We start from the raw sequence: 19,862 nt of genomic DNA, 5'->3' as shown, positions 1-19,862 counted from the left end.
ACAGTAATCCACGATCGGAGACTCTCATCATAGCGAGGGAGCATGGATTGGATGTTTGGACTTACCATACCTTCATTGCCAGCAGCAAAGACTATCATTACATTTTTATCACGCGAAAGTTGCATAAGCTGAGCCTCATTTGTAGTATCACAGTTTTCACATTTCAAACCATTCTTATCATAGCCCTTCCAGTAAGTTGAAATATAACTAACAACACTTGTAGGAGAATTATCGTTTTTGCCTGTCGTTGTTTTTGAGAGCGAATCATCGACTATTTCTGTATTAATAAATGGGAATGTGTTGCTACCCCAGCTGTTATTAACAATTTTGACATTTTGGAGATCATGGTAGATTCGCATAGGTGTAGGTTGTTGGAGACCACTATTAATAGTTCCAATAGCACTCGCTTTGCTATCATATGCTACCCCACGAAAATCCAAATTATTAGTTGATTGTCCATCGAGTTTACCTATAGCAATACCAGCGACATGCGAACCATGTGTATCACATTTTTTGCCAACCACAAGACAATCTGTAAAAACAGGTGTATATTGCTTTTGGCTCATGTAATCAAAGAAAATACTCACACTTTCAATCTTGCCCTGCAATATTTTATGATCTGTTTTCACAGGCGTATCCACTATCCCAATACTCACGCCACTGCCAGCAATATTTTGATTCCATGCACTTTGTGAATTTATAATGTTGTGTGCTTCTTTATTGGATATCTGGGCACCTACTGGGACTAGGCAAAGCGGCAGGTAAAGCAAACTCAAGCTAAATCTTATGCGTCTATTTTCACCAGATACCAAACAACAAAGCCTTGATAAGACATAAAATTTGAGCATATCCTTGAATTTGTCTCCTAGTTAGGACACACACGGGTTTAAAAATCCTCTAGAACTTATAAGTATAAGAAAATACAATAGAGCTTAAATTAGCTGTAGCAGCAACAAATTTATAGGTCTCTATGTCAAGACCACCTTGAGCTTTATAGTCTTTACTTATCTTTGTGTCCATGCTATGTCCTGTATAGCGGTATTTGATACCAAGCTGGTGGTGAGTCTTAAAGTAGTAATGCACACCAAAGCCTAAGGCCAAAGCCATGGAAGAATACTCTCCTAGACTATTATTAATAGTCGCGTACGGATTCTTCCATTCATGTTTGGTCGAGAGAAAATACACAAAATCAAGGCCTACTCCTGCATCAAGTCCAAGAACATGATTTTCTGTCGCAAAAAAGTCAAAGAGATAGTTTGCATCTATTCCAAAATGTAAAGCTTCTGTATTGATGTTGATATCAAAAGAAGTGTTTTGAGCTCGATAACCTGGCGTAGGCTCTGATACTTGGGTCTTGCTTGTTTTATAGGTTGCATATGCTGCTCTTGCCTGCAGACTTATACCCTGAGATTGCGTGAAATAGTACTGATACCCAAGTGTTAGACCCAGAGGAAATGCGCGAGTTTTTTGCTTGCTTGGTACAGTGAATTCCCTTCCAAGAAAATTCGCATAATTTGTTGCGCTTGGAGTAAAGCCTGCTTCCATACCTATAAAAAAGCCATTTTTCTCGTTTGCAACAAGCATGCTACTTAAAGCCAATGCCACACCAATGTGTAAAAATTTCATGTGTTTTTCCTTTAAATTTGTATTTATGGGACGTTTAGAATTAGAACCAAAAAATATTTATTTTAAGTCAAAAATTTCTTTTTATATTTTTTTTTTTTTTGTTTCTAAATGTAACAATAAGAAACAGTTTCTAAGCAAGCTTGTATTGTGTGAGTTTTTGTTTGAAAACCTTTATATCCATTCCCAATAAATCACTTGCACGTGTTATATCGCCTTGTGATTCTAAAAGTGCACGTGCTAGAAGTTCCTTTTCAAGATTTGCAAAAGAGGTGTTGTGTGAGCCAAATACACGCTCCCTACTCTCTAATGCTAAATCCTGTATCCCTATCTCACTTCCTTCGCTAAGAATCACTGCACGCTCTATCACAGAGATAAGCTCTCTTATGTTCCCTGGCCAGCTGTAATCTAAAAGCTTTTGTTGGGCTTCTTGAGTGAGGGTTTTTGACTTAAACCCATAAGTTTGAATTGTCTGCTCTAGCTTATCTTGTGCGATAGCTAGAATCTCATCTTTACGCTCACTAAGCGGAGGGATTGTGATTGGAATAGTCTGCAAGCGAAAAAAAAGATCTTCTCTGAAGCTGCCATTTGCAATCTTTTGCGTAATGTTTGCATTTGTCGCAGAGATAAAGCGCACATCTATTGGTATATGCTTAGAACTACCAAGTCTTGTCAATGTCTTCTCTTGTAGTACCCGCAAAAGCTTGACTTGCAAACTTGAAGGCATCTCACCTATCTCATCTAAAAATACACTCCCACCATTTGCATCCTCTAAGATTCCCGGTTTTGACGCACTCGCGTCAGTAAATGCGCCCTTTTCATATCCAAAAAGCTCAGATTCTAAGAGATGCTCTGGAATAGCTGCCATATTAATGGCTACAAATGGAGCTTTGGCGCGTAAAGAGTTTGTATGGATAAAATTCGCAAACACATCCTTGCCCACACCACTTTGGCCCGTGAGGAATACATTTGCATCGGTTGGCGCGACTTTGAGCGCAGTTTTTAAAGCTACTTGCATAGCAGGAGAGACTGGAGATTTTTCACTAATACGACTGGCTACAGCTTGCGAACCAAAATGATCTTTGGACTTTTTGGAATACTTACTGGAATCTCGCTTAAGAGATGACAAAACATTCTTTTCTTTTTGCAAGCGCTCAAGTGTGGCTATAAGCTCTTCAAAATCAAATCCTTTAACCAAAAAATCTTTGACACCAAGTCGCAGGGCTTTTATGGCATTTTGCACGCTTGCATTACCTGTGATAACAATGCTTTTGTATTCATATTTCACACATTTTTCTAACTCATGCAAAAATTCCAAACCATCCATTTTGGGCATATTTATATCTGTGATAAAAACTTCAAAAATCTGATTTGGATTCTGCTGCAAAGCCTTGAGTGCATCATGAGCATTTTTAAAACCTACAACTTCATATTGTGGATAGTATTTGAAACTTATCTCTAGAGCTTTACGATAATTTATATCATCTTCGACAAAGCAGATTTTCATTATGTTCCTTAAGTGAGTTTATAGAGTCTGGAGGCTAGAATTATAGCCGCTTTTGCGTGAAAATTGGCTCGTGGAGAAATGCGTGGTAACTACTCTTAATCTTAATGCTTTACCGCAAAAACCAGGAGTATATCAATACTTTGACTCCAATCACAAACTCCTATATGTAGGCAAAGCAAAGAATCTCAAAAAGCGCGTAAGGAGTTATTTTCTTGCGAGTGCAAAACACAACCAAAGAATAACCCTTATGCTTTCCCAGGTGAGTTATATCAAAACGCTTATTACACCAAGTGAGCAAGATGCTCTCATTCTTGAAAACTCTCTTATCAAAAGCCTCAAACCCAAGTACAATATCCTCTTACGCGATGACAAGACCTACCCGTATATCTTTGCAGATCTCAGCGAGGATTTTCCCACTCTTGCTATCACTCGCACCACCAAGCGAGATAACATAGCCCAGCAAGATAAAAAAGAAAAAAACATCATCTATTTTGGTCCATTCAGTTCTGGAGCACGAGATTTACTAGAGGGGGTTTTAGAATCTGTATGTCTGGTACAAAAAAAATCCTGTCTCAAAGGCAAAAAGGCTTGTTTGTTTTATCAGATGAAAAGTTGTCTTGCACCATGCGAGGGCAAAATCAGTAAGCAAGACTATGCAAAAATCTTACAAAACGCCCTCAAGCTTCTGCAAGACAAAAAGAAACTTGCAAAGGTACTAGAATCCAAAATGCAGATTTTTGCGCAAAATTTTGCCTATGAAGAGGCGGCAAAAATGCGCGATAGAATCTCAAAAATCGCGCAAATGCAAAATGGATCGAGTATTGACCTAGCAGATTCTAGTAATCTGGATGTGTTTGTATTCGTACAAGAAAAAACCACTGCAAAAAAAGGGATAGTTATGAAATTATTTGTGCGTGATGGACGGGTGGTCTCAAGTGACTCCTTTCTGGTCTATGATCTTGAGAATCTTGATGGAATTAGCCCACAGATTCTCCATTCAATCTACACACAAACCTTACTCAATCATTACAAGACTAAAACTCCTCTCTTGCCAGATTCTATTTTATTGCCAAGCGATTTTGGCTGCTTTGAGGACAAGCAAAAGCTAGAGCAAGTCCTCCATGAGCGAATGGGCAAAAAAATCCAAATTCTCCAACCAAAGCGAGGCAAAAAAGCAGACCTTATCACCCTAGCGCAAAAAAATGCTCTAGAAATCTTGAACAAAGAGGAGCAGCAAAGCCTTAGAGAAGTGGAAGTTTTAGAACAAATACAACAGCTTCTAGGGCTAGATGAGATTCCTTACAGAATCGAGACTTTTGATACCTCTCACCACTCAGGCAGAGAATGTGTAGGCGCGATGGTCGTATATGAAAATGGTAGCTTCAAAAAGACAGACTTTAGGCGCTTCCACTTGCAAGGCAGCGATGAATATTCGCAAATGAACGAAATGCTAACGCGCAGGGCATTAGACTTCGCACATAATCCGCCACCAAATCTCTGGTTGCTTGATGGAGGGATAGCGCAACTCAAGCTTGCCCAAGAGATTCTCAAATCTAGTGGTGTGGAGATAGGGCTTCTAGCAATCTCAAAACACAAACTCAATGGACGCGCTCATAGGGCAAAAGGGAATGCGCAAGATGTTTTGCATGCATTTGAAGGATCTGGCAAAAGCATGAGTTATAAGCTCATAGGAAGTGATAAGAGATTGCAGTTTTTTCAAAAACTGCGCGATGAGGCGCATCGCTTTGCTATTGCATTCCACCGCAAACAAAAGAGCAAGACTGTAAGCCAGCTCAATATTTTAGGATCCAAGCTCTCTTTAAAGCCAGCACAAATGGCTAGATTACTCAAAGTCTTTGGCTCATCTCAGGTTATAGAATCTCTAAGCTTAGAGCAGATTACAAATGCTTTGCGCAAAAGAGATTCGAGATAAAGAAATGGCAAAAATGCTTACAAACATCGCCAAAAAATTACAAAATACTTCAATCCAAACCAAAAATACTATCTTGCTCTATATCATTATAGGAATCTTTGTGCTCTGCTCTGCTACAGGATTCTTAGCTTTAGCAGGACTAAAGAGCGATTATGATAGTAACTACCTCAGCCAAAATTCTCATGTCTTGTATATTTTTGACATAAAAAATCTCTACCAAGAATTAGCGCACATGCAGTCAGCACACCAAAAGCAAGATTCCCAAAGCATTGAGAAAATCAACTCACTATGGCAGACATACAAAGACAGTCTCAAAGAACAGTACAACAGACATAGATTCCTCAATGCTATGAGAGGCTTCTACCAAGCCTATTTTTTACGCCACCATCAAGCAGAGATTCTCCTACTGACAAACACGCAAGAAACGCTGTCCCAACAAATTGAAGAGATGCTTATACATAATCTTTTTCAAGAGAAAAATAACACACTGTTTTCTGAGCTTTTACACACAAATATTGTACTCATAAACGCGCAGAAAACAATCAGTGATTCCATATATAGGGCTAGTCTTATGTTGTTGGCATTTTTTGTCTTGCTGCTTGCAAGTATGTTTTTTCTACTCTCAAAAACCATCACAGATTCTATAAATTCTGCTTACAATTCCCTAGAAGACCTTGTAGAACAAAAAACATTGCAACTACAAACACTCAATGCGAGTTTGCAAAAATCAATCCAATACGAAGTAGAACAGAATCAACAAAAAGATCTCTTTATATACCAACAAGCCCGTCTGGCTTCAATGGGTGAAATGATACATAATATCGCTCACCAATGGCGCCAGCCACTAAACTCTCTTGCGCTTCTTATACAGAGCTTTAAAGCAAAATATGACAGAGGCAAACTCGATTCTCAATTTTTGAATGAACAAACAGAATATGGACTAAAGATTGCAAAAAATATGTCAGAAACTATCGAAAGCTTTAGTAATTTCTTCCGTCCAAACAAAGAAAAAAATTACTTCAGTCTCCAAAGCGCTATTTTAGATTCTCTAGAGCTTATCAAAACTGTGTTGAGCGATGAAAACATACAAATAGAGCTAAAAAGCACGCAAGATTATAAGATTCTGGGTTATGAGAATGCTTTCACTCAGGTAATTTTTGTGCTTGTAAATAATGCAATCGATGCTTTTAAAGCTCGCGAAATATCGATAAGACGCATTACTATCAGCATACAAACCTTCCAAGACACAGAAACAAGCATCAATATACAGATCCAAGATAATGCCGGAGGGATACTACTCCAAGATATCAACAAAATTTTTGAGCCATATTTCACTACCAAGCATAAATCTGCAGGTACTGGTATTGGATTATATATGGCAAAGCAGATTGTCGAAAAGCAGTTCTATGGGACGATGTCTGTGAGCAATGTTGCGTTTTCAGAGGGAAAAATTTATAATGGCACGCTCTTTAGCATCAATATTCCCTACAAACAAAACAATATCAAGGAAAACAATCCCAATGAATCAATCCCTGCAGGACTTGAGTGTATTGTATGCCGAGGATGATGCTGACACCTTAAACCTCACATCAATGCTCTTAAGCGATTATGTAGGTAAGCTTATTACCGCTAAGGATGGACAAGAGGCATGGGAATTGTTCAATCTGCACAAAATTGATATTGTGCTGACTGATATTCTTATGCCAAAACGTAGTGGCTTAGAGCTTTCTGAGCTTATCCGCAATTCTGCTAATCCCAATGTCCCAATCGTCATTACTTCCGCCCACACAGAAGCAAAATATCTCATAGATTCTATAGACCAAAAAATCGACGCATATATTCTCAAACCCTTGGAGCTCAATTCTCTACTCAAAGCATTACAAAAAGCTGTGTTGCCGCATTTACAAGCCCAAAAAATCCAAGCGCAAAACTTACTTATAAATGCCATCTCTACTTTCGTAGGCGGGAAGAAGATTCAGATTATCAGATTTTTGATTGAGCATTGCGATTCCCAAAACACTTTCTATGGCTCCTATGAAGACATCATCCAGAAGCTCAATGTCAGCAAACCAACTATTGTCAAAACTTTTAAGCAGCTTATCAGTGCTGGGATTTTATTTAAGGTCAAAAATAAAGTTTATAGATTCCATCCGGACTTCACAGTCAATAAGCCATAAGGTCGTATTTAAACTTCTTTAAGCAAAACTCACTTATAATACGCGTCTTTCGTCAGACCACAAAATTACTCCTATTCACTTCGTTGTTTAAAGGCTCAAAATGGCATCAGAAAAAACCCGCACACATACTCCTGTAGATGGTTATAAATTAGAGGACTTAAAAAGCAAATCGGTAAGCAAACTCATCGAAATTGGCAAAAGAATCGGCATAGAAAACCCCCAAGAATACCTTCGTCAGGACCTTATTTTTGAAATACTCAAAACCCAAGTATCACAAGGCGGCTATATCCTTTTTACAGGCACTTTAGAGATTATGAGTGAAGGGCATGGATTCTTACGGGCGACTGAAAAAAGCTTTAGCAATAGCCAGAATGACACCTATGTCTCACAAAGCCAAATCAGACGCTTTGCTCTAAGAAATGGTGATATTGTAATGGGGCAAGTGCGCCCACCCAAAGACCAAGAGCGATACTATGCACTTTTGAAAATCGAAGCTGTGAATTTCATCTCACTGGATGAGATCAAAAACCGCCCTCTTTTTGATAACCTCACACCACTTTTCCCCATAGAGCAATTAAAACTTGAATACCAAGCAGATAAGGTTACAGGCAGAATGCTTGATCTATTTTCTCCCATAGGCAAGGGACAAAGATCACTTATCGTCGCACCTCCACGCACTGGAAAAACAGAGCTTATGAAAGAGCTAGCGCATGGTATTGCAAAGAATCATCCAGAAGTAGAGCTTATCGTCTTACTTGTAGATGAGCGTCCAGAAGAGGTTACAGATATGGAGCGCAGTGTCAAAGGACAAGTCTTTAGCTCGACTTTTGATTTGCCTGCGACAAATCATATCCGCGTAAGTGAGCTTGTGATTGAAAGTGCCAAACGCAAGGTAGAAATGGGAAAAGATGTAGTAATACTACTAGATTCTATAACACGTCTGGCACGCGCGTATAATGCTGCTACACCTTCAAGTGGGAAAGTGCTAAGTGGTGGTGTCGATGCAAATGCCTTACATAAACCAAAGAGATTCTTTGGTGCGGCGCGTAATATTGAGCAAGGTGGGAGTTTGACAATCATAGCTACTGCGCTTATTGATACGGGTTCAAGAATGGATGAAGTGATTTTCGAGGAATTCAAAGGCACGGGAAATGCCGAAATCGTCCTAGCACGCAATATCGCTGATCGCAGAATCTACCCAGCCTTTGATATTTTGAAATCTGGCACAAGAAAAGATGAACTACTCCTTGGCAAAGAAAAGCTTACGAAAGTATGGATGCTTCGCAACGTAATGCATACAATGGATGACACAGAAGCATTAAGCTTTATTTATTCTAAAATGAAACAAACAAAAGACAATGAAGAATTTCTCAATATGATGAATCCGCAAGAATAGATCTTGGAGTAATACTTGAAATTGGGGGTTTTTGACAGCGGGGTTGGAGGTCTGAGTGTACTCAAAAGCCTGCTTGAGGCCAAGCTCTTTGATTCCATAGTATATTATGGAGATACCGCAAGAGTGCCCTATGGCACAAAAGATTCTGAGACAATTAAGAGCTTTTGTCTCCAGTCTTTGGATTTTTTCTTACAGAATCAAGTTGATATGCTCGTTGTTGCTTGCAATACTGCAAGTGCATACGCACTAGATTCTCTTCAAAATAAAGCACCTTTTCCTGTTATTGGTGTTATAACCCCCGGCGTTATTGCTACAAGCAACAAACTCAAAGACAAAAATTCCCAAATCCTAGTTATCGCTACAAAAGCGACTATAAAATCAAATATCTATGCACAACAACTAGAACTCGCGGGATTTTATAATGTCAAAAGTCTTCCAACTGGCCTTTTTGTGGCATTTGTAGAAGATGGGATCTTAAGCGGTGCATTATTAGAGCAGCTATGCAAGCATTACTTCAAGGATATAAATGCACCCAGTGCAGTGATTTTAGGCTGTACACATTTTCCGCTTATCGCGAATACATTGCAACAGTATTTCGGAGAGCAAACCTTACTTATACACAGCGGAGAAGCGATTGTAGAGTATATCTGTGCAAACTTCCATATCCCACAAAACCAAGAGCTTAAACATCTGCAATTCCATGCAAGTGATGACACCAACTCGTTGAAGAATACTGCTAAACTATGGCTAGGACCACTCTACCACAAGGTTTCACCATGAAAAAATACATAATATTTGTTTTGCATGTAGCTTTTGTGAGCTTTTATGCAGGGTGCGCTAAGATTAATGACAAAATCTTGCAAGATTCTCTTTCATCGCAAAATTGGGAGATACAATACTTCAATATTGATGGCACAACATTTAGTAACCAAAAAGGCGCACTTATAACCTTTGACTCTTTGCAGCACAGAATCTATGGCAATACTGGCTGCAATAACTATGGGGCAAACTTCACCCTCACACAAAACAAAATAAGTATCAGCAAGAAAACTTCTACACGCAAGATTTGTGATGAAGAAGTGATGGAATATGAATTGCCATTCTTGGAAAATTTAGAAGACACATTTGAGATAATGGATTTCAAAGACTATTCAAAGCTTGGTATCTTACACACCATCCCACAAGCATTGCAAGAAAAAAAGAAAGAAAAAATTCTTGTATTTTTTACCCCATCTAAAGTCTATTTTCTGACACACCACTAAAAATCAAGCCAATACACAAAGGAGTAAATTCATGAAATGCATTCTATGCCATAGTGCAAACACGCACCTCCTAGAGACTATCCCAAAGGAGAATTTGAATCATCTTTACCATAAAAGTTTGAGAATAAATACAAGCAGCCTCATAAAAAATGATCTCAGGTATTTGCATTGTAAAGATTGTGATTTGAGATTTTTTATAGATACACAAGATAAAGTGCCAACAGGCGATGGTGCTTTTTATAATAGCCTCAACCAACTACAGTGGTATTACTTTAGTTACAAGCATGAATATGATTATGTAAGAGATTTCATTACTCAAGATTCTAGTTTCCAAAATCCCAGAATCTTGGAAGTTGGTTGTGGAAAGGCGGCATTTGCAAAATATCTGCCAGAAAATGCGCAATATGTAGGCTTAGAGTTAAGCACGCAGGCAAAGCAAATGGCACAATCACAGGGCATACATATAGAAAATATTACGATTGAAGAATTTGCCAAAACCCACCAAGATGAGTTTGATATAAGCTGTAGTTTTCAGGTCCTAGAACATGTAAGCAATCCTTATGAATTTTTACGCGCACAAATTGCATGCCTTAAAAGTGATAAAACAATAGGGGGGGGGGGCAAAAGTTATTAATTATCGCTGTGCCTAGTGAGGAATCGTTTCTCAAATATTGTACTAATGGCATACTCAATATGCCACCCCACCATGTCTCTCGCTTTAGTGATAAAGCGTTGCGCTCCATTGCATATATCTTTTCTATCAAACTCAAGCATATCTACCATGAGCACGTACAAAATGAACACAGAGATTTCTACAAAAGCGTGATATGGGCTAAATATTTCCTCAAACCAAAACTCATCGATACAAGCTTCAAACGCAAAATTATCAACAGATTTGGCAAAATAGGGACTAAAATGATAAAAATTCCAAAAGAAGCATACGGACATACAGTAGTGGCAATCTATGAGGTCTAAGAAGCACTTGGGCGTAGCATAAGCCGAGTTCTGTTTATGCGGTTATTTATCTAGGAAGCAAATCACTTTGCTTCTCATGCGAAGGACTAAAGCTTAAGACTCTTAACCTACCCTTCTTGCTACGAATTGGGTTTGCACGGCACTTAATATTGCTAAAAAGTCGGTGGGCTCTTACTCCACCTTTTCACCCTTACCTATAAATCATTGTTAAAAATTCAAGAATTTTGCAGCAAACTCTAAAACCCCAAACTCTTAACATTAGAAACTAGGCGGTTGTTTTCTGTTGCACTTTCCCTTAGGTCACCCTAGCCATTAGTTAAATGGAATCCTTGTCTTAATGTAGCTCGGACTTTCCTCTTTTGTATCAAAAGCAACCGCTTGCTACGCCCAAGAGCGCAATTATAACGAGATTTAAGCACACCAAGAATCTCCAGACAAAAAAGTTCGCACTAGTTACGTTCTTTATAATCAAAATAATCAAAGCTCTTCAAAATCCTTAGATTACCATTTTCAATAACAGCCAAAGAAGGTAGCGCAACACCATTGAATGTAGTGTTTTTGACAATCGTGTAATGCAACATATCTTCAAAAACCACCTTATCGCCAATCTTTAACTCAGAATCAAAACTAAAATCCCCGATAATATCACCTGCCAGACATGTAGGACCACCTAAACGATACTTATAACTTCCGTGATTTTCTCCCTTATCCGATTCTCTAACCCCATCACTTATCTTATAGATATTGGGACGATAGGGCATCTCAAGGCAATCTGGCATATGTGCGCTAGCGCTCACATCTAAAATAGCAATCTGCTTACCATTCTCCACAATATCAATGACACTACCAATCAAAAACCCAGCCTGCCAGCCAACTGCCTCTCCTGGCTCTAAAAATACTTCGAGCTGGTATTTTTGCCTGAAATCTTTGATGAGCTTTACTAAAAGCGCCTTATTGTAATCTGCTCTTGTAATGTGATGCCCGCCACCAAAATTACACCATTTCAAACCACCAAAATAAGCGCCAAAATACTTTTCTACATGGGGCAGCGTGCGCTTGAGCGCATAAGAATCTTGCTCGCAATGTGTATGAAAATGCAAACCTTGCACATCACGCAAGATTCCATCTCCATAGGTTTCTAGGGCTCTTTCAAATGCACTTGGCGTGATACCCAATCTTGAATAAGCTGCGCAAGGATTATAAATATCTGTCTGCACTTCACTATAAAGAGGATTTACCCTTAGACCTATACTAATAGGGTGTTTTGCTTGTTTGTTATGCTCTTTGATACGAGAGGAAAAACGCGCTAATTGTGAGAAAGAATTAAAAATAATATGCGTCGCATAGGGCAAAAGAGAATCCACTTCTTTATATGCTGGACTAAAGACACAGACTTCTTTTCTTATAAGATTCTTAGAATCCAAACAATCTTGTATTGTACTAGCACCACCAATCTCCTCAAACCCAAGTCTTGCTTCATATAAGCCACTTGCAGCACTACCACTCAGGCTTTGTCGCACCTCATCAAAGCAACGCCAAAATGCATAGCCTTTAAGGGCGAGTAAAATCTTTGCTCCACTCTGCTCTTGGACTTGAGAAAGAATTTCAAGGTTTGATTTGAGTTTATCACGCTCTAATACATAACAAGGTGTGGGAATAGATTCTAAGAGTGCTGAGCTTTGCATACAGCATCAAGGAAGCATCAGTTTCTGTATGGCTTCTTCAATCTGGACAGGATTTGATTTTGAGATAAATTCATCAGCATTAAGACCACGTGCCATGTCCTCATTGCTACTGCCACTCATAGAGGAATTGACAACAATTGGAATATGAGAGGTGATGGGATTTGACTTTATTTGTTTGATAACTTCAAAACCACTTGCTTCTGGCATTTCAAGGTCTGTTATAATCAAACCAATCTTGCTCAGATCAGTTGTTGGAGCAAACACATAATCAAGCAATTTGCGCCCATTGACAAAATCATAATGCACAACACCAATGCGATTGAGAATAGTCTGCATAGTCTTTAATACACTGGGACTATCATCAGCAAGCAACACACGCTTTGTAGCTTGGATCTGAGATACTTTCTGCATTTCTTCTTCTTTTTCTTTTTCAATCCAAGGAAAGACATCTGTAAGCATTTTCTCGATATCTACCACTTGTACCAATCTGCCATCAAAATAACGGGTTCTACTCACAAGCTTGCCATTTTGTCCGCTTCCACCAACTCCGGAGCTTTGTTCGATTTCAGTCCATTTCTTATTAAGAATTCTATCTGCTTCATAGATTCTCACACCTATAGTCCAACGTGAGAACTCACAAATCATCACAATATCATCCTCACCCTTTTCACGCTTAATAGAATAAGCCTGCAAATCTTTGTGTCTTTGCTTTGAATCATAAAAAAACCATTTGCGCATATCAATAAGTGGGATTGTCATTTCACGGATAGCGATAAGTCCTTCAACCATTGAGTTTGGCTCATGGCTGACAATGGTCAAAGATCCGCTATATTTAATCACTTCGCGGATCTTAAAAACATTCACAGCATACAGATCTTTGCCTTTTTCTAAACGAAAACACAGAAGCTGCAACTCATTGTTTTTATGCAAACTTGTTACTTGATCAATTTGAGACATAGACGAGGACATATTTTCTCTCTTATAAAAAGTAAGGTTTTACACACGTAGAAAGCGCAAAAATTCTAACACAAAAAGCAAAAACTACGCTTAATCGCACGATTGTAGTGCTTGGGAATGTTTGAGTATATCTTGGTCATTTTCTCTTTGATCTTGTGGAATTTTTTGAAATATTTCTTTGGCTTTAGCACATTGCTTTTGTTTGTAATACCCCCACGCCAAAGAATCCAAATATGCAGATTCATTAGGCTCAATTTGTAAAGCTTTATTAGCATACTGTATGCCCTTTGCTATATCAAACTCATAATCAATCAATATATAACCCAAAAAATTGTAAAAAATTGCAAACTCTCTTTGTTGTAAATTCAACACAGAATCTTTCTCCAACAAACTGACTGCTTGCTGCATATCATTAAGCAATTTTTTGATTTGCTGCACATCAGTTTTTTGTATGGTTTCAAACTGGTACAAATATCCATAACACAAATAGAGTGAATTCTTCGTGTTGTTGTAAATCTCAAAGGCACTTTTTGAGGCATTCTTATAATCTTTTGCACCCACATAAAGACCTATAAGAAGCTGTGGGTCAAAAGGATAGAGCGAGGCAATTTCAAGTGCCTCTTTGTATTTTTGTCTAAAAGTATAAAGAGTAATCAGACTTTGGGCATTTTGGATATTTGGCTCATTTTCATAACGCTTTTTGAGTAAAGCCTCAATTTTCTGGGTTTGCAGACCTTTTGCATAAAACTGCAATGCTTTTTGACAAAACTCCGATTCGCATGGATTCTCTGCCAAATAAGAATCCAAAAGCTCGACAGCACGAGCATACTGATTATTTTCCTCTAAAAGAATCAAAAGCTTCTGCAAAGATTCCTGTGTGCCTAAAGTTTCATAAAGCCATTCAAACTCTGAAATAGCCTTCTTTTTGTCACCTTGCGTGAGATATATCACGCCTAATATATTATGAATCTCTGGACTATCTTCTTTAGCTTGGATTTTCTTAGCAGTTTTCAAAGCGTTTGAAACATCGCCAGTCTTCATATACACATCAAGCAATACCTTTGAAATCTCCATATCCCATTGATTACGAGTAAGTGCCTGATAATCTTTGATGTAGCTCAAAACGATCTTTGGTTGCTCAAATAAACTTCCAAGCAAAATACTCTCTTTTAAATACTCGCGTTTTTTTGTTTCATCATAAAGCACAAGGTACAAATCCCTTGCTTCTCTGAGTTTACCGCTTTCTTGCAAATCCAAAGCTTGGAACAAAGAAGCCTCTTCATCAAATGCACCAAAACACAACCCAAAACACAAACATAAAGCAAAGATATTTTTTAACACTTATTATCCTTTGTGGCATTTTCAAGAATAATCCCCGGACAAGAAGACATTAAAGAAGAAAGAATCTGAGAATCTAAAGATTTATGAGCATCCCAGAACGGAAACTCTCTACATTGTTTTGGACGCTTTGGATAGATCTTGCATTTACCATTTTCAAAAAACACGCATGCCAAAGAATTATCTCTTAGAGACTGGCTCTCTTCAGGAATCTCAAGGAGTGAAAATTTATAGCCTACCTTACGTACATACTTTTTGGTAAATTCCTCGAAGGCTAGATTCAAGAATTCTGCAATCTCTAGCATTTCATCAATACTCACAAACACATACCCACTCTCTCCTGTACAACACTTTCCACCACACCCATCACATTGAGTGCTATCAAAACCAAAAGCAAAAGAGGGGACTCTAACGATATTCATAGAAATTTTTTCCAGAGATTTTATAGATTCTATTTGTGTAATGCACTTGGTTGTCTAAAAAAAACTCCTGAAAATAACGCTCTTTTTCGCCTATTTGCCCACCGAGTAAAAGCTCTACGCCAACAGCAGTCGAGTAATTGACCCAATTATATTTGAGATCGCGCCCTAGAAGTGCGGCATATTCTACGATTCTAGGATCAAGCCTACCAATAATGCTTACTACATAAAATTCTTTTCTGTCATTTGGTTGCACCAAATCAAACAATGAAGAATCATAGTTTGTTTGTGTAGAAAGCATTTTTTTTGGCTTTGATTGGCTAAGAGCAATTTGAGACATCATAAGCCCTGTATGGATAGCTTGTGTATTGAAAATCACGACGCTATTTTCTAAAAACTTCTCTTGGCTTGGCAAGATACTTGCAAATCGCTTCGCTGTAGTCGGGTCTATGGTTTGCTCATGGATAATATTTGCGCCTCTTGCATGCAGAAGCTCACTAAGATATTTTCCCGTTGTCGAATTGTCGTTATAAACCACAAGTGGCTCATCTTGACTGAGATAGATGAGTAATTCAATCTGACTTTCATAATCCACACCGCCAAAATACAGTTTTTTAGGTGGCGGTATATCACCTATCTGCTTGATATGATTTGTTGCCAGATAGACTGGAATCGTGATTTTTATATTACGTGCAAATTCCTTAGCGCCTTTTGTGGTAAAAATTCCAATAACAAAATCACTCCCCGCACTTATTGCACTTTGATATGCTGCTTGTATGGCTTGGGTATCTTCTGTATCGCTATTAAAAACTTCAAAACTGAAGTCACTCTCTCGCGCCATAAGGTAAGAGAGAATCGTATCTATGCTTGTATAAAAATAATGCCTGATGACTTTTTTGGGCATAAGTAAGCCAAGCTTTATCTTAGCTGTTGTGCTTTTTGGCGAAATAGGAAGATCCAAAATAGCAAGATTTTCAAGTGCGATAGCGAGTTTTGCCCGTAAGTCTGGATTTTGCTCATTCCCAAAACGAGAGACAAAAGAAAAAAATTGCCCTTTTTCATAGAGCTGATTGAGACATTTGGCATTACAAGGTCGTGGGTCGAGGTTAAGAATCTCTTGTCGTGGCAATGGCAAAGGAGATATGATATAGCTTTTGGCAAAAACCCCGCAAAATACCAATGCATAAAGAAATATAATCTTCACAACACTTCCTTAGCTACCAATAAATGTCTCATAACCTCAGTCTTTAACGATGGATTGCGTATGATTTCATTAAGCCCAAAAGTAAACAAAAAAGAACGCCCATTATGCCACAAAATCCGCCCATAATCGCTATTACCCCCGATGAGATATTCCCCTACATAAGAGCCAAAAACTACTATAACTTTTGGCTTTATAGAATCTAGCTGTATTTGTAGAAATGGGATACATGCATTTATCTGCTCATGTGTAGGGGTGGATTCTAAAGGACATTTAAGAAGCGAAAGGATAGAGCATTCTTTTGGCTGTAATCTATAGACGCCTTTTATAATGTTTTGAAGCATTTGCGCACTTTTGTTTTGCATAAAATCAGGAACAGTATCACTTGATGAAACCAACGGAGCAGGCGTAATAAAGCAAAGATTGCATGCTGGCGATATAAATCCACTCAAGCGAGTTTGCGTCATCTTGGCACATGAACAAAGATTGCATGCAGCAATACTCTCTTTGAGACTATCTCTTTTAAAAGCTTGCAGCGGAGAATTGCTTTGTATTCTATTGATTGGGTTTTCAAATGTCTCCCCACACATTCTTTGTATATACAAAGATTTTAAAAATACTAATTGATTGATTTTATGTTGCATAACGAAATGATTCCAGAGATGCTCAAAAAAGCGGCTTATCCATCTCTGCGGGAATCTCTAAGTCAAGGATCTTCAGAATCGTCGGGGCAATATTGTTAAGACCTCCTCTCTTGTTGATTTGTTTTATACCATCACCAATGACAAAGCACCAAACATCACCAACCGTATGATTAGTAAGTGTATTGCCGGATTTATCTTTCATCTCCTCACAATTACCATGATCGCTTGTAATCACAATGGAATAATCAAGTTCTCTTGCCCGCTCTAAGATTCTGCCTAATTGCGTATCCACTGCTTCTACTGCCTTAATAGCTGCATCAAAATTCCCAGTATGTCCGACCATATCGCCATTTGCAAAATTCACGACTATAAACTCATACCCATCGCTCATTGCTTGCAAGACTACATCACCAACCTCTCTGGCACTCATCTCTGGTTGCCTGTCATAAGTCATAACCTTTGGTGAGGGAATGAGCACACGCTTCTCGCCAGCAAACTCCTCCTCTCTGCCGCCATTCAAAAAGAATGTAACATGTGCGTATTTTTCGGTCTCAGCAGTGTGGAGTTGTCGCATATTGGCCTGAGAGATAACTTCTGCTAAAGTATTTTTGACCTTGTCTTTTGGAAATAAAATAGGAAAACTGAAACTTGCATCATATTCGCACATGCATAGCATATGCACTCTTGGCTCTTTTATACGTTCAAACTCCTTGAAACCAACACTCCCGATAGATTCCACAATCTCACGCGCCCTATCACTTCTAAAATTTACAAACACGAAACCATCACCATCATATACACCTTCAAATTCCCCAAAACTTGCAGGCTCAATAAACTCATCAAAAATCTCTTTTTCATACTGGGATTGTATATATTCTTGTGGGGTGAGCGAGGTTTTATTTTGCGCACAAACTATTACCTTATGCGCACTCTCTATGCGCTCCCAACGCTTATCTCTATCCATAGCATAGAATCTCCCGCTCATGCTAGCAATTTTTATATTTTTGTGCTTCCTACACAAAGATTGTATTTGTGTCAAGTATTGCAAAGCGCTTTGCGGTAAAACATCGCGTCCATCTGTAATAATATGCAACCACACAGATTTATCATTTTGCGCGCAAATCTCAGCCAAACGCAGGAGATGATCCAGATGCGAATGCACGCCACCATCACTTGCTAAAGCACACAAATGGATTGTTTGGTTTTGCTCTAAAAATGCAGAAAAAACAGGATTTTGCAGAATTGCATTATTTTGCAAAGCAAGAGAAATCTTCACCAAATCCTGATACAGTACCCTTCCACTTCCCATGCACATATGTCCAACTTCAGAATTTCCCATCTGTCCTTCAGGTAATCCCACACTTAAACCAAAAGTACTAATCATTGCAAATGGCACATTTTCTAATAAATAATCATAGGTTGGTTTCTTTGCATGATAAAAGGCATTATAAGTGGTTTGCTCACTATATCCTATCCCATCAGTAATGACCAAAACAGCTTTTTTTTTGTGCTTTTCTCTCACCTTTTCTCCTCCAAGCTGTTAAATTGCAGCCGAGAAATTTAGCGAAGTTTTACAAATTTAACACTATAATCCCGCCCCTATGCTCATTGTTAAAGAAGTTGCACACGCTTTTTTAAGGGGGGGGGATCTATGCTTTATTGGCTCTATACAACTTTGCATATCAATCTATTCCAATATATAACTTTTCGTGCAGGAGTTGGGTTTTTTCTGGGCTTTATCTTGAGTGTTGTATTTATGCCATATTTTATCCGTTGGGCAAGGTCTAAACGTGCAAACCAACCAATCTCACATTTTATACCGCATGAGAATAAAAAAAACACACCCACAATGGGTGGAATCGTATTTATATCCTGCACAATACTTGCAAGCCTACTTTGCGCAGATCTTAGTAATCCGTTCTTGCTGTTAGGTATTGTTGGACTTTTAGGTTTTGGACTTATTGGCATCAGAGATGATTACATCAAAATTTCACACCACTCAAACGCTGGTATGAGTGCAAAAATAAAAATGCTTTTTTTAATAAAACTTTCCTTATTGCTTAGTATTGGACTTGTCAATCTTGGTAAAAGCACAGAGCTCTTTGTGCCATTTTTAAAAGATCCAGTTTTTGATATGGGCTTATGGCTAAACTTCAATATTGCTGGATTCCATCTACCTTTACTTTGCATTCTCTTTTGGATACTTGTATTTGTCTCTACTGCAAATGCTGTAAATATCACCGATGGGCTTGATGGGCTGGTAACTGTGCCTAGCATCTTTGCGCTTATTTCGCTTTGCGTATTTGTCTATATTAGCGGGCATATAGGCCTATCCTCATATCTTTATTATCCTCGCTTAAGCCAAAGCGGTGAGGTTATGGTACTAGGATGTTCGCTTATTGGAGCGCTTTTTGGCTTCTTGTGGTACAACTGCCATCCAGCAGAGGTATTTATGGGTGATAGTGGTAGTTTGGCTATAGGTGGATTCATTGCCTATATGGCGATTCTCTCAAGTAGCGAAATCTTGCTATTCATGATTGGTTTTGTGTTTGTCTTTGAAACACTCTCTGTCATGCTACAAGTTGGCAGTTATAAATACCGACAAAAACGCATATTTCTCATGGCTCCCATACACCACCATTTTGAAAAAAAGGGCTGGGCGGAAAACAAAATCATCGTACGATTCTGGGTTATTGCACTTCTGGCAAACCTCATCGCTTTATTGAGCCTTAAGGTACGCTAGAG

General features: G+C 38.5%; 19 protein-coding genes and 1 other RNA gene. 9 read left to right on the top strand and 11 right to left on the bottom strand.

The features are described from left to right. From CCY97_RS06415 to CCY97_RS06405, 3 genes are all read right to left on the bottom strand, one after another. A partial coding sequence (locus CCY97_RS06415; RefSeq protein ID WP_146744516.1) for a S8 family serine peptidase occupies window positions 1–848 on the bottom strand: 848 nt, incomplete at its 3' end. A gap of 49 nt (window positions 849–897) precedes the next feature. Continuing rightward, a complete protein-coding gene (locus CCY97_RS06410) occupies window positions 898–1,626 on the bottom strand; it encodes an outer membrane beta-barrel protein (protein WP_112064655.1) in 729 nt (242 codons plus the stop codon). Window positions 1,627–1,756: 130 nt separating this feature from the next. Next, complete coding sequence (locus CCY97_RS06405) at window positions 1,757–3,130, bottom strand: sigma-54 dependent transcriptional regulator (RefSeq protein ID WP_112064654.1); 1,374 nt, start codon at window positions 3,128–3,130, stop codon at window positions 1,757–1,759. A gap of 82 nt (window positions 3,131–3,212) precedes the next feature. On the opposite strand from CCY97_RS06405, the gene uvrC reads away from it, so the two are divergent. From uvrC to CCY97_RS06365, 8 genes are all read left to right on the top strand, one after another. Then, complete coding sequence (gene uvrC, locus CCY97_RS06400) at window positions 3,213–5,063, top strand: excinuclease ABC subunit UvrC (protein WP_112064653.1); 1,851 nt, start codon at window positions 3,213–3,215, stop codon at window positions 5,061–5,063. Continuing rightward, window positions 5,035–6,630 (top strand): HAMP domain-containing sensor histidine kinase, encoded by a 1,596-nt coding sequence (locus tag CCY97_RS06395; protein WP_112064652.1) that lies wholly within the window; start codon window positions 5,035–5,037, stop codon window positions 6,628–6,630. The genes uvrC and CCY97_RS06395 overlap by 29 nt, the downstream gene beginning before the upstream one ends. Continuing rightward, entirely contained in the window at window positions 6,584–7,240 is a 657-nt protein-coding gene (locus tag CCY97_RS06390; protein WP_112064651.1) for a response regulator, read from the top strand. Before CCY97_RS06395 ends, CCY97_RS06390 begins: the two co-directional genes overlap by 47 nt. A 100-nt stretch (window positions 7,241–7,340) precedes the next feature. Further along, the gene (gene rho / locus CCY97_RS06385) at window positions 7,341–8,636 is read left to right on the top strand and encodes a transcription termination factor Rho (RefSeq protein ID WP_112064650.1); all 1,296 of its coding nucleotides are present in this window, start codon (window positions 7,341–7,343) and stop codon (window positions 8,634–8,636) included. Window positions 8,637–8,651: 15 nt separating this feature from the next. Beyond that, window positions 8,652–9,416, top strand: coding sequence for a glutamate racemase (gene murI / locus CCY97_RS06380; protein ID WP_112064649.1), 765 nt, complete (start codon window positions 8,652–8,654; stop codon window positions 9,414–9,416). Next, a complete protein-coding gene (locus CCY97_RS06375) occupies window positions 9,413–9,898 on the top strand; it encodes an META domain-containing protein (RefSeq protein WP_181562848.1) in 486 nt (161 codons plus the stop codon). Before murI ends, CCY97_RS06375 begins: the two co-directional genes overlap by 4 nt. Before the next feature lie 31 nt (window positions 9,899–9,929). Next, on the top strand, window positions 9,930–10,532 hold the full coding sequence (locus CCY97_RS06370; protein ID WP_112064647.1) for a methyltransferase domain-containing protein: 603 nt from the start codon (window positions 9,930–9,932) through the stop codon (window positions 10,530–10,532). Window positions 10,533–10,591: 59 nt separating this feature from the next. After that, window positions 10,592–10,873, top strand: coding sequence for a hypothetical protein (locus tag CCY97_RS06365; RefSeq protein WP_112064646.1), 282 nt, complete (start codon window positions 10,592–10,594; stop codon window positions 10,871–10,873). Window positions 10,874–10,877: 4 nt separating this feature from the next. Here CCY97_RS06365 and rnpB read toward each other — a convergent pair. The 8 genes from rnpB to gpmI form a co-directional block, all read right to left on the bottom strand. After that, window positions 10,878–11,263, bottom strand: an RNA gene (gene rnpB, locus CCY97_RS06360) — RNase P RNA component class A. Window positions 11,264–11,322: 59 nt separating this feature from the next. After that, on the bottom strand, window positions 11,323–12,558 hold the full coding sequence (gene nspC / locus CCY97_RS06355; RefSeq protein WP_112064645.1) for a carboxynorspermidine decarboxylase: 1,236 nt from the start codon (window positions 12,556–12,558) through the stop codon (window positions 11,323–11,325). A gap of 6 nt (window positions 12,559–12,564) precedes the next feature. Further along, a complete protein-coding gene (locus tag CCY97_RS06350) occupies window positions 12,565–13,527 on the bottom strand; it encodes a chemotaxis protein (protein WP_112064644.1) in 963 nt (320 codons plus the stop codon). Window positions 13,528–13,605: 78 nt separating this feature from the next. Next, complete coding sequence (locus tag CCY97_RS06345; RefSeq protein WP_112064643.1) at window positions 13,606–14,856, bottom strand: tetratricopeptide repeat protein; 1,251 nt, start codon at window positions 14,854–14,856, stop codon at window positions 13,606–13,608. Beyond that, window positions 14,850–15,275 (bottom strand): YkgJ family cysteine cluster protein, encoded by a 426-nt coding sequence (locus CCY97_RS06340; protein ID WP_112064642.1) that lies wholly within the window; start codon window positions 15,273–15,275, stop codon window positions 14,850–14,852. The genes CCY97_RS06345 and CCY97_RS06340 overlap by 7 nt, the downstream gene beginning before the upstream one ends. Next, on the bottom strand, window positions 15,262–16,476 hold the full coding sequence (locus CCY97_RS06335; RefSeq protein ID WP_112064641.1) for a hypothetical protein: 1,215 nt from the start codon (window positions 16,474–16,476) through the stop codon (window positions 15,262–15,264). The genes CCY97_RS06340 and CCY97_RS06335 overlap by 14 nt, the downstream gene beginning before the upstream one ends. Next, window positions 16,473–17,117: a uracil-DNA glycosylase family protein gene (locus CCY97_RS06330; protein ID WP_112064640.1), complete on the bottom strand. Its 645-nt coding sequence runs from the start codon at window positions 17,115–17,117 to the stop codon at window positions 16,473–16,475. Before CCY97_RS06330 ends, CCY97_RS06335 begins: the two co-directional genes overlap by 4 nt. 22 nt (window positions 17,118–17,139) lie before the next feature. Further along, the gene (gene gpmI, locus CCY97_RS06325; RefSeq protein WP_112064639.1) at window positions 17,140–18,639 is read right to left on the bottom strand and encodes a 2,3-bisphosphoglycerate-independent phosphoglycerate mutase; all 1,500 of its coding nucleotides are present in this window, start codon (window positions 18,637–18,639) and stop codon (window positions 17,140–17,142) included. Window positions 18,640–18,768: 129 nt separating this feature from the next. Here gpmI and mraY point away from each other — a divergent pair, with 129 nt between their 5' ends. After that, entirely contained in the window at window positions 18,769–19,860 is a 1,092-nt protein-coding gene (gene mraY / locus CCY97_RS06320; RefSeq protein ID WP_112064638.1) for a phospho-N-acetylmuramoyl-pentapeptide-transferase, read from the top strand. Window positions 19,861–19,862 lie beyond the last annotated feature (2 nt).

The organism is Helicobacter sp. 10-6591 (assembly GCF_003288805.1).
In the GTDB taxonomy this organism is placed as follows: domain Bacteria; phylum Campylobacterota; class Campylobacteria; order Campylobacterales; family Helicobacteraceae; genus Helicobacter_F.
The sequence above is the reverse complement of the archived record's forward strand: the minus strand, read 5'-3'. Positions and strand labels throughout refer to the sequence as shown.